The following is an 11257-nucleotide window of genomic DNA, read 5'->3' on the forward strand; positions in this document are numbered from 1 at the left end:
TTGAGTAGCCTCTCTTAGTTCTTCCATGTAACCTATGATCCATTCTTTCAGAACTTGCCACAATTTTCGCTTACCAGCATCTGCTCCGCTTGACCACTCCTCAGCCATCTTATCGAAGCTGGGTACAATTAGCTGTTGATAGAACTCCGTCCCAACTTTAGCTATCTTGTACTTCTTGCCTCCAAAGCAAGATCTAGGCTCCTCGACTATTGTAGTTTTGTCCTTCTTTGTAGTCTCTATCTTTGCTCTTTTATTAAAGAGAAAGACATCTTGCGTAAGGCGCAAGGGCTCGCTTCTCAGCTTAACGCCAGTTTGAATCAATTCCTGGATCCCTAGCTTATCTTCCTCAGAGACTGTGAGGATTTCTTCAACGGCTCCAATAAGGTTTGCAATAAGCTGAGAGATCAATGAGTTCGCAAATCTCTCAAAAGTTTGAGCCTTCGCCTGTAACAGAAACTCGGCCCTATGTTCGAGAGCGTCCCTAACCGATTGGTAGAGAGCTAAAACAGCGCGCTCAGCTCTTTCTATCTTCTCATGAGGCTTTTTGGTTTTCTCCTCAACAGGTACTCTCAGAATCAGGCTGTCTCCCTGACACTCACAATCCCTCAACGTTCTGAGTGTCATGTCGCAAGATCTAGCAACGAGGTTGGCAATGTGAGCAGGGATCACTTCTTTCAGAGAATCTTCTAGCGGATAAACACCAATTTCTTGCTTGAGTGCATCTCGAACTGTAGCGATGATTTTATTAATCAAATCTTTAACTTGCTCATCCACAAAGTCAATAAAATCGGGAAACCCCTGCCAGCCCTTCTTTCTGGCTTCCTCCTCAATCTTTGATAGGGACTCAGGAGTGCCACTAGCACTGGCAACTTGGTTGAGTAAGTCTGTAATGTCAGCGATAAACGATTGGGCAACTTGATTGATTGCTTCCTTGCATTGCTCTTGTCTCTCTTGAATATATTTTCTTTGCCTATCTACTTCCTCTAGCGTCTGAATTCGTCTTGTATTGATTATGACATCTAGGGCACTGCTAATCTCTCTAGCTGAGTTGATCACTTGTAGCACTGCCGGGAGAATAACAACTCTTGCAGTGTCTGCTTGAATCCTTTCTCGCAATGCCCTCCATAGCAAGTTGCCGCCGCTCCACTCTCGGATGTAGCCAAGCAAGAGCCTAGTGTCATTGTCAGATATTGCCTGCCCTTCCTCGACTTTGTTTTCAAGGTCTGCTATCCAAGACTTCAGCTCCCTATCACCTCTTGTAGAAGCCTTGATGAGATTAGCACAGTCTTCAAAAAGAGCGCTGAGCATCCATTGTCTAGTACTGGGATCCACATCCGATCCTTCGGAAGAGTTGGCTCCCCAGGCACATTGGGCATAGAAGAGCGCCTTAGCAGAGAGCGGAATGATAAAAGGCAGCTCTGGAAGATCCAGAATCTCCTTAATTTCCTCTCTCAGCTCCTCGACCTTTTGCTCTAGAGGGTTGTCGGTTTGATTTCGCATGTCAACCCTATTGAGCAAGAAAATCATCAAGCTAGTTTGACCTCGGAGAAACTCCACAACATCTTTTAGCTCTCTCAAGAGGGCTTCTCGTCTTTGCCAATCTGTCTGAGAGTAATCCAGTGCAACAAGGCTAAAACACTTGCTGACATGCTCTTGGATGATCCTGAGGCTTGTTCTATCTTGGATTGAGTTCAGGCCAGGCAAGTCATAAATCTCAACCTGTAAGCCCTCAGGCAGGTTTAACAGAGAAGAAGCCCTGACAGGAAGGAGCGGACACTCAACGTCTATCTGAGGGATGCCCACGTCGGCTTCATCCTCCTTCTTCCTCTTCTTTCGCCGCTCTTGGTGGTAGGCCTCCATTGTCAGCTTGAGCCTGCTGTAGATCTCTTCGTCCCTCAGGTCTTCCCACGTGCCGCATTCCCAGGTGGCTCCTTCTGTATTGTGGATAACTAACTTGCTCCGCTCGCCGTGCCTAATCCGCAGGATCCCGGCACTCATCTCCTGGGCCTCGATAGGCGCGATTTTCCGACCAATGAGAGCGTTGACAATGGTGGACTTACCTGAAGAGGTGGTGCCAATGGTGGCAATCCGGAAGGAGGGCTTCCGCAGGCGGGCAACGGCCTCTTCGTAGACAACCCGAAAGTCCTCCAGCTTCTCCAGCAGCACGGAGTTGCTGACTACGTCGTGGTATTCGTTAACGATCCCAGCGGTGAGGTTGCCGAGGTCAAATAGTGAGTCTCTCGCGGTCTGCAAAGCTACCGAGGGATCCATAGAATCAAGCCGGTGATGCGCTCCATCAGATAGGGTTGAAGATGACATGCCAACAGTTCTCAAGCCGCTTCGCTGGCATTATATCCATCTTGCTGATACCGTCGTTCGTTTCCTTCGCATTGTTTTCAGCGTTCTTCTTGCCAGCAATGCTCATTCAGTAGCATAAAAAACAGTTCTAAAAGGCACAGAGCTGCCGGCACTTCTGGGATCAGCGAGAGCTGGTTTGGCAGATGGAGTCGCAAGCCTATCTCCTCCCGGCTAGAGCCAGCAAGCAGTTGAGAGGATTGCCAGATTGCTTAAGATGAGACTGCTGAGTCCGAACTCCTTCTCCCTGTAAATGATGGATGGATCCTTGCAATCTTTCTTCGCCTCTGCCACCCAGGTGGGGCTGGGGGTGGCGGGTCTGCTGGCTCTGCTTACCCTGCTGGCCTGGATCCGCAACTGGCCTTGGAAGTTTTCGCTGGTGGGCTACACGGCCTTTACGCTGGTCTTAACGGCGGGCTGTTTTGCCCTCAGTTTAGGGCCGATCTTTCGCTCCCGCATTCCCGGCGCTGCCCCCTACACCACGGTCTATGACCAAGGGGCAGAGCGGGCGGTCATCGCCGTCAGCCCGGACATTACCCCAGAGCACCTGATCCTCACGCTGAAGCAGGCGGCCAGCGATTTGGCGTCCTCCGGTCGCTTCTCCACCGGCTCGCCGGTATTTACCCTGCAGGCCCGCACCGTCATCCACCCTGAGCCGGGCGTCTCCGAGCCCTTACTTTTGGGCACGCTGCAACAGCCGCTGGGAAAACGCCTGCGCACCCCGGAAGAACAGCAGCAGCAGCAGATCCGGCTGGAGGAAGAGGCCTTTGCCCGGCTGCGCAAGCTGGTCCAAGTTCAGGCTGCGGCTCCTTCCGCTGAGGGTGGGTTAGAAGAGCTCCCTTTGTCCCAGTCCTGAGCGCTAAGCCAGCGACGCAGATCCCGTCCTACCTGTTCAGGGATCTCCCACGGGAAGAGGTGGGCCACATCGGGATAGACAATGCAGGTGCACTGGGGTAGAAGGCGGGCGGTGGCCAAGCTGCTAGCGGCGGTGATGTGGCGATCCCGCTCGCCGGCGAGGAGCAACACAGGTAGGCGCAGGTGCTGCAGCTCCCCCTCACGGTTGTAGCCCTGTTGCAGGGCGGTGCGCAAAGCGCGGCGGGCTTGGGGAGAGGTGTGCAGATAGGCAGGCAAAGCCACCTGGGCCAAGTAGCGATAGGCGGTTGAGGTGTGTTGCTGGATGAGGTAGCGGTAGAGAGAGCGGCGGCCAAAGGTGTTGATGTTCCAACTCCAGCCGGGCCAAAGCCAGTTGAGCAGCGAAGCAATGCCGGTGTTAAGCTGATCCCCAACGGTGATGGGGGGATGGTTGCTACGAGGACAGGCGGCGCTGGCTACCAAAACCAAGCCCTTGACCCGCTGCGGCAGGCGCAAGGCCAACTCCAGGGCCAGGATCCCACCCAACGACCAGCCCAACACCAGACACTCCTGCCAGCCCAGGCAATCCAGCAGCTCCTGCAAGTCCTCTAGGTGAGTTGCCATCTCAAAGGGATCCCGTACCTGCGAACGCCCGTAGCCACGCAGATCCGGCGCCACACAGGGGTGCATCCCCGCCACCGCCTCAGCAAAAACTTCCATGCAGTCAGCATTGCCCGGATGGCCGTGGAGCAGTAGGATGGGCAGGGAAGGGATCCCTTCTCCCCACGCACGGTAGTAGAGCTGCAGGCCCATAGCTTAGGCGCTAGCCGCCTTTTTTGGCACGGACTGCAGCTTCACCCCGTTGGGAAGGCAAATTAAGTTTTGATCCAGCACCTGCACAAACCCTTTCGAGCGCAGGGATCCCAGCAAGCGAGTAACCGTTACACGGGTCGCCCCAATGGCGTCCCCAATCTGGGCGTGGGTCAGAGTCCAGGGAAGGTACATCCCCTGCTCACAGAGCTGCCCGTACTCTTCAATCAACAGCGTTAGGAAGCCCTTGAGGCGGTCAATGGCACGCCGTTGGCCCAGGTTGCCTAACCAAAGCAACTTGCGTTGCAGTTGCTGACGGAAGCTTTCTTGAACTTTCTGGTGCAGATAGGGCCACTGCTCCAGATCCTGCCAGTAAAACCACATTACCGTGGTGCGATCGACATGGGTGCAAGCTTTTAGCTCAAAGCGCTCCGGGTTGCTCAGCTCAAAGGGCACGCCGGGTGTGATAAACCCGACAAAAACCTCCCGCCGCTCCGGCGTTTGGCTAACTAGGCGCACCACGCCTTCTTGGGGGATGTAGACCAGGCCCGGACGGGTGGGGATGCGCACGTCCTTGGGAAAAGTGCGACAGCGGTAGTGCTCTTCGGCCCACTGGCAGAGTTCCCGCCATTCCTGAGCCTCCGCTGCCGATGTGATGGAAACTAGGGACATGGGATAGGCTTCCTGTCAATTGAGTAACTAGATGAACTTTGCCGCCTCTTCCGCTCCATCGAGCCATCAAAAGAGTTTGAAAGAAAAGGCCAGACCCTAGCGGAAGGATAAACCAGGAGGAAGGGAACTTCGGCAGTGGCTTTACCTTAGCTTCATAATGACACTTAAGATTCATAGAACAACACCGTGGTTATACGGATGTTGTTCACAGGGCTACGCTCAATAATAACATGCGGAAGCCGCACTCTTCGTTTTTTCCTGGCTCCTGGCCGGCTGTAGGCTTGGCAGCAGATAGCATGATGAGGGCAGCCGGGTTGCTTGGAGGCGGTGAGGAGGGGCACCGATGAACATTCTCGTGAGCAACGATGACGGCATCCAAGCGGCGGGAGTGCAGTGTTTAGCGGCAGCGCTGGCTCAGATAGGCGGGCACCAGGTGACGGTAGTGTGCCCGGATCGGGAGCGCTCGGCCACCGGCCACGCCTTGACGCTGCACAAACCGCTGCGGGTGGATCCGGTGCGGGAGGGGTTTCCGCCAGAGGTGCAAGCCTGGGCCTGTTCCGGCACGCCTTCGGACTGTGTCAAGCTGGGTTTGGATGGGCTACTGGACCGCCCCCCCGATTGGGTGATTTCCGGCATCAATCAGGGAGCCAATTTGGGCACCGATGTACTCTACTCCGGCACCGTCTCAGCGGCCATGGAAGGGTTGTTGGAAGGGATCCCCAGCCTAGCGGTGAGCCTGGCCAGCTTTACCCACCAGGATTTTCAGCCGGCGGCCCAGGTGGTGCTGATGCTGCTGGAGAAGCTGAGCCTGAAGCCTTTAGAGAAGCCGATGCTGTTGAACGTCAACGTGCCCCCGCTAGAGCTGGCTGAAATACGCGGCATGGTCTTGGCCCGCCTAGCCTGGCGCAAGTACACGGATCTCTACGAGAAACGGGTAGATCCCCGTGGCAAGGCCTACTACTGGCTGGCAGGAGAGGTGGTGGAAGAGGAGGTGGATCCCTGCTCCGATGTGCGGGCGGTTGCCGAAGGCTATGTGTCGATTACGCCCTTGCAGCCGGATTTAACGGCCTACGCCGCTTTCGAGAGCTTGCAGCGCTGGGGCCTCTCAGCCTTTGGCTTTTGAAGGTTTTGGCAAGGATAGGGAGTCCCGGCTAGCTTGCTCCAACCTGGTAGAGCTAGGGAGAAGAGGTCGCCAAGGCCAGCAGCCGCTCTGCAACAGCTTGGGAAACGGGCATCACCGATAGGCGCGTACCTCGCCGCACCACCTCCAACTCTGCAGGGGTAAAAGTGGCCCGCAACTCGGCCAAAGGGATCAAGCGCTCAAAGGCGGCGACGAATTCCACCCGCACCGTGTGCCAGCGGGGCGCTGCAGGGGTTGATTGGGGATCGTAGTAGGGGCTGGTGGGATCAAACTGGCTGGGATCCACCACCTGGGTTTCTCGGATCTCCATCAGGCCGGCAATACCGGGGGGGTTGGCGTTGGAGTGGTAGAAAAAGGCGCGATCCCCCACCTGCATGGCTTTTAGGTAGTTGCGGGCTTGGTAGTTGCGCACGCCGTCCCAAAGGGTTTGGCCCTCCCGCTGCAGATCCCAGATGCTGTAGACGCTGGGCTCCGATTTCATCAACCAGTAGTTCATAGAACGCTAAGCTCGGGCAGCAGGCAAGCGACGGGCAACAAACTCGACAAAGTTTTGCAATATCTTCAAGCCTACAGGGCCAGACTTTTCGGGGTGAAATTGGGTGGCAAACAAGGCGCCGCGGGCAAGGGCGGCCACACAGGTTTGGCTGCCGTGTTGGGTAGTGGCGGCCACCCAGCTGGGATCCTCGGGCACGGCGTGATAGGAGTGGACAAAGTAAACCCAGCTTTGGTCAGGGATCCCTGCCCAAAGAGGAGACAGGGGCTGGGTGAGGTGCAACTGGTTCCAGCCCATGTGGGGGATGCGCAGGCCTGGCTCCGGTTGAAAGCGTCGCACTTGTCCGGGTACAAGGCCCAGCCCTGGCTCCACCCCCTCTTCGCTCCCCTCAAACAAAACCTGCAGTCCAAGGCAGATGCCCAGAAAGGGCTGCTGCCGCTCGATTGCTTCTTGGATAGCCTCCACAAAGCCCCGCGCCCGCAACTGCTGCATGGCTGGGTCAAAGGCCCCATCTCCCGGCAGAACGAGGCCATCAAAAGCCGCCAGCCCAGCCGGCTCTGTGACCAGCTGCACTTCGGCTCCAGCCCGCTCTAGCCCTTTGCAAGCCGAATGCAGGTTGCCGGCCTCGTAGTCAATCACCGCCAGGCGCACAGCGTTCATGGGATCCCTTACAAGCCTACCAGTATAGTGGTTTTAGCAAGGTAGGGAGCTATGGTGGTTGCAGCCTCCGCAGAAGACTTTGCCCTCTCCACTCAGCTTGGCTGGCCAGAGGCCGCCTATCTGCACATCCCCTTCTGCCGGCAGCGCTGCCATTACTGCGATTTTGCCACCGGCCTAGGCACGCGCGAGCTAATAGAAACCTATGTGCAGGTGCTCTGCCAAGAGATCGGGGGGGCCTACCGCTACCGCCATTTGGCTGGGGATCCCCAACCCTTGACCAGCATTTTCTTTGGCGGCGGCACCCCTTCCCTGCTGACGGTGGAGCAATTGGGCCGGATCTTGGCTCAACTCAGGGAGAGGATCCCCTTACATCCTGACTGCGAGATTTCGCTCGAGGCCAACCCCGGCACCCTGACGCGGGAGCAGTTGGCGGGCTACCGGGATCTGGGGGTTAGCCGCATTAGCCTGGGGGTACAGGCCTTTCAAGCGGAGCTGCTGGCCGCCTGCGGTCGCCTGCATGGAGTGGAAGAAGTTTACGAAGCTGTGGCCGACTTGCAGGCAGTGGGCTTTGCGAATTTCAACCTGGACTTGATCTTTGGACTGCCCTACCAGACGTTGGCGCACTGGCAGCAATCGCTGCAGGCTGTTCTTGAGATCAACCCCACCCATGTCTCCATCTATGATCTAACGATTGAGCCGGGAACCCGCTTTGGCCGGATGTACCGACCGGGGGATGCCCCTTTGCCCCCTGAGGAAATCACAGTTGCAATGTACTTGATGGCGCGGGAGCTGCTCACCCAAGCCGGCTACATCCACTACGAGATCTCCAATTTTGCCCGCCCTGGGTATGCCTGTCGCCACAACCGGGTGTACTGGGAAAATCGCCCTTACTTTGGCTTTGGCATGGGATCGGTCGGCTACGAAGGGGGGCGGCGCATTCAACAGCCGAAAACTCTCCATAAGTATTTTGAACAGGTCAAAGCCCAAGTTCACCCTCTCCCGCCACCGGCCTCTGCAGAAGAAATCTGGATGGACACGGTGATGTTGGGGCTGCGTTTGCAGGAAGGGCTGGATTTGGCAACTTTACGGCAGCGCTTTGGCCCTGCGAGGGTGGAGCAGGCTTTGCGGCGTCTAGATCCCTATTTTGAAAAAGGTTGGGCCAGTTGCGAAGGAGGGCGACTGCGACTGATCCCGCCCGAGGGCTGGCTGTTTTCCAACGAAGTCATTGCAGAGCTTTTTCCTTAGTTTGCCGGGCAAATAGTGCAAACAACTAGGCATGCATCCGCTCCCTTTCTTACTGACCGGGGGGATGTTGTTGCAAAGCCTGCTTTAGGTAGCGCCCCGTGTGGGATCCGGGATGCTCGGCCACTTCCTCAGGGGTGCCGACGGCAACAATCTGGCCGCCCTGGTCGCCCCCTTCCGGCCCCAGGTCAATAATCCAGTCGGCACAGCGGAGGATGTCCAGGTTGTGCTCGATCACCAGCACGGTGTTGCCCGCATCCACCAACCGCTGCAGAACATTCAAGAGCTTGTGAACGTCGTAGAAGGACAGGCCGGTGGAGGGTTCATCGAGCAGGTAGAGGGTTTTGCCGGTGGAGCGGCGGGCCAGTTCTGCCGCCAGCTTCACCCGCTGCGCTTCCCCCCCGGAAAGCGTCGGAGCGGGCTGCCCCAGCTTGATGTAATCAAGGCCCACATCGGCCAAGGTCTGTAGAATCTTGGCGGCAGGGGGTAGGGCGGCAAAAAACTCCAGCGCCTCCCCCACCGTCATGTCTAGAACTTCGGCGATGTTTTTGCCCTTGTACCTGACCTGGAGGGTCTCGCGGCTGTAGCGGCTGCCCCCACACACTTCGCAGGTAACATACACATCCGGCAGGAAGTTCATTTCAATCACGTTCACCCCCTGCCCTTTGCAGGCTTCACAGCGCCCCCCCTTGACGTTGAAGGAAAAGTGGCCAGAGTGATAGCCCCTGGCCTTGGCCTCTAGAGTCTGGGCAAAGGCCTGGCGGATGGGATCAAAGAGGCCCGTGTAGGTGGCGGGGTTGGAGCGGGGGGTGCGGCCAATGGGGGATTGGTCGATGACAATGACCTTGTCGATGTGTTCAATGCCGTGTAGCTCCCCCATTTCCGTTGGCTTAGGCACCTTCTGGCCGAGGTAGTGTTGCAGGGCAGGGTAGAGCAACTCGTTGACCAGGGTGGACTTGCCGGAGCCGGAGACGCCGGTGACGCAGACCAGCTTGCCCAGGGGGATCTCCACATCGATGTGCTTGAGGTTGTTTTTGTGGGCATCGGTGAGCTTGAGGGAGACGGCTTTGCCAGGTCGCCGCTGAGCTGGGGTTGGGATCCGCCGCCGCCCCGATAGATAGGCGCCGGTGAGGGAGCGCTCGCAGGCTAGGATGTCGGCTAGAGATCCTTGGGCCACCACTTCTCCGCCGTGGATGCCAGCGCCAGGGCCAATGTCCACGATGTGGTCGGCGGCGCGAATGGTCTCTTCATCGTGTTCCACCACAATTAAGGTGTTGCCCAGATCCCGTAGGCGGAATAGGGTTTGCAAGAGGCGTTGGTTATCCCGCTGGTGCAGGCCAATGGAGGGTTCGTCCAGCACGTAGAGCACCCCCGTCAGGCCGGAGCCAATCTGGCTGGCCAGTCGGATCCGCTGCGCCTCGCCCCCCGAAAGGGTCATGGCCGGTCGGGCCAGGGTGAGGTAGTCAAGGCCCACGTCAATTAAAAACTGCAGGCGGGTTTTGATCTCCCGCAGCACTAGCTCGGCAATCTGCGCTTGGCGGGGGGTAAGCTGGAGCTGCTCCAGGCGCTGCAGGCAGTCGCGGATGGAGATCTCGGTGAGATCTGTGATGCGGTAGCCACCGACGCGCACGGCCAGGGCCTCTGGCCGCAGCCGGGATCCGCCACAGGCAGCACAGGGGCGGTAGGTGAGGTAGGTCTCCAGCTTTTGCCGGTAGGTTTCGGCGGTGGTCTCTTGGTAGTGCCGCTGCAACTGCGGGATTACCCCTTCAAAGCGGCGGTAGTAGCCCCGGCTCCCCTGGGGGGATTCCGCCTCAACGTAGATCTCCTGGTCGCTGCCGTAGAGGAGGAGCTGCTGCTGCTCGGGGGTAAGGTCGCACCAGCGGCTGCTGAGCTCAAAGCCAAAGGCCTTAGCAGCCCCCGCCAGTAGGGCCAGATAGTAGGGGTTCTCCCGCTCCGCCCAGGGGGCAATGGCCGCATAGAGGGGGAGCTTGGGGTCCGGCACGATCCGGTCGGGGTCGAAGATGGGTTCAAAGCCCAGGCCGTGACAGACGGGACAGGCGCCGATGGGGGAGTTAAAGGAAAATAGCCGCGGCGACAGCTCGCCCAGCACGGAGCCGTGTTCGGGGCAGGCAAATTGTTCCGAAAAGATCAGCTCCGTTGGCTTGCCGTTGAGGTACTGCCCCGCCACCTCGGCTACTTTTTGCAGCAGGTGTTCCCGTTCGTCTTCACGGGGCAAGAGCTCCACCACCGCCAGTCCCCCCGACTGGCGCAGACAGGTGGTCAGGGAATCGGCCAGCCGCTCTGCCATGTTGGGGCCCTTAACCAGCCGATCCACCACCACCTCAATGGTGTGGGCCTTGGTTTTGGCCAACTCAATTTCCTCGCTGAGATCCCGCACCTGGCCGTCGATGCGCACCCGCACAAACCCCTGCTGGCTCAGGCTTTGCAAGAGCGCTGCGTGGGTGCCCTTTTTTCCCCTCACCACGGGCGCAAGCAACTGAAAGCGCGTCCGCTCCGGCAGGGCCAGGATCTGGTCCACCATTTGATCCACCGTCTGGGGGGCAATCACCCGGTCACAATGGGGGCAGTGGGGGATCCCGGCCCGCCCATACAGCAGCCGCAGGTAGTCGTAGATTTCGGTCACGGTGCCAACCGTGGAGCGGGGGTTGTGGCTGGTGGACTTTTGGTCGATGGCAATGGCTGGGCTCAAGCCCTCGATGCGGTCTACATCCGGTTTGTCCAGTTGCCCCAGAAATTGCCGCGCATAGGCGCTGAGGGACTCCACGTAGCGCCGCTGCCCCTCGGCAAAGATGGTGTCGAAGGCCAGAGAAGATTTTCCAGACCCGGAGACGCCGGTAAACACCACCAGGCGATTGCGCGGGATCCGCAGCTCGAGGTTTTTGAGGTTGTGCTGCCGCGCCCCCACCACATGGATTTCGTTTTGGCCGGACATCTCATCCCCTCTGTGTGCAGCGTGGGTGGAGACTCTGCCCAAAATTGGCGAGTCGAAAAACAACAAAAGTTAAGGAACA

The 11257-nt window shown here is 58.0% G+C and carries 9 protein-coding genes; 3 read left to right on the top strand and 6 right to left on the bottom strand.

Features of this window, described 5'->3' with window-relative positions:
* A partial coding sequence (locus NW852_RS05190) for a dynamin family protein (protein ID WP_414426512.1) occupies positions 1-2319 on the bottom strand: 2319 nt, incomplete at its 3' end.
* Positions 2320-2608: 289 nt separating this feature from the next.
* Between NW852_RS05190 and NW852_RS05195 the strand changes: the two genes are divergently transcribed.
* Positions 2609-3211: a DUF2518 family protein gene (locus NW852_RS05195; RefSeq protein ID WP_414426513.1), complete on the top strand. Its 603-nt coding sequence runs from the start codon at positions 2609-2611 to the stop codon at positions 3209-3211.
* Here the strand turns inward: NW852_RS05195 and NW852_RS05200 are convergent.
* Both NW852_RS05200 and NW852_RS05205 read right to left on the bottom strand, forming a co-directional pair.
* Positions 3151-4020 (bottom strand): alpha/beta fold hydrolase, encoded by an 870-nt coding sequence (locus tag NW852_RS05200; protein ID WP_414426514.1) that lies wholly within the window; start codon positions 4018-4020, stop codon positions 3151-3153. The genes NW852_RS05195 and NW852_RS05200 overlap by 61 nt on opposite strands.
* Positions 4021-4023: 3 nt before the next feature.
* Positions 4024-4689: a Crp/Fnr family transcriptional regulator gene (locus NW852_RS05205; RefSeq protein WP_414372358.1), complete on the bottom strand. Its 666-nt coding sequence runs from the start codon at positions 4687-4689 to the stop codon at positions 4024-4026.
* 343 nt (positions 4690-5032) lie between these two features.
* On the opposite strand from NW852_RS05205, the gene surE reads away from it, so the two are divergent.
* The gene (gene surE, locus NW852_RS05210; protein WP_414372356.1) at positions 5033-5812 is read left to right on the top strand and encodes a 5'/3'-nucleotidase SurE; all 780 of its coding nucleotides are present in this window, start codon (positions 5033-5035) and stop codon (positions 5810-5812) included.
* Positions 5813-5864: 52 nt separating this feature from the next.
* On the opposite strand, the gene NW852_RS05215 is transcribed toward surE, so the two are convergent.
* Both NW852_RS05215 and hisH read right to left on the bottom strand, forming a co-directional pair.
* Positions 5865-6326, bottom strand: coding sequence for an EVE domain-containing protein (locus NW852_RS05215; protein WP_414372355.1), 462 nt, complete (start codon positions 6324-6326; stop codon positions 5865-5867).
* A gap of 6 nt (positions 6327-6332) precedes the next feature.
* Positions 6333-6983 (bottom strand): imidazole glycerol phosphate synthase subunit HisH, encoded by a 651-nt coding sequence (gene hisH, locus NW852_RS05220; protein ID WP_414366162.1) that lies wholly within the window; start codon positions 6981-6983, stop codon positions 6333-6335.
* Positions 6984-7034: 51 nt separating this feature from the next.
* Here hisH and hemW point away from each other — a divergent pair, with 51 nt between their 5' ends.
* Positions 7035-8228 (top strand): radical SAM family heme chaperone HemW, encoded by a 1194-nt coding sequence (gene hemW / locus NW852_RS05225; protein WP_414372352.1) that lies wholly within the window; start codon positions 7035-7037, stop codon positions 8226-8228.
* Positions 8229-8277: 49 nt separating this feature from the next.
* On the opposite strand, the gene uvrA is transcribed toward hemW, so the two are convergent.
* Entirely contained in the window at positions 8278-11178 is a 2901-nt protein-coding gene (uvrA, locus tag NW852_RS05230) for an excinuclease ABC subunit UvrA (protein ID WP_414372350.1), read from the bottom strand.
* Between the last annotated feature and the right edge of the window lie 79 nt (positions 11179-11257).

It is taken from the genome of Synechococcus sp. H60.1 (assembly GCF_047462335.1).
Classification (GTDB): Bacteria; Cyanobacteriota; Cyanobacteriia; order Thermostichales; family Thermostichaceae; genus Thermostichus.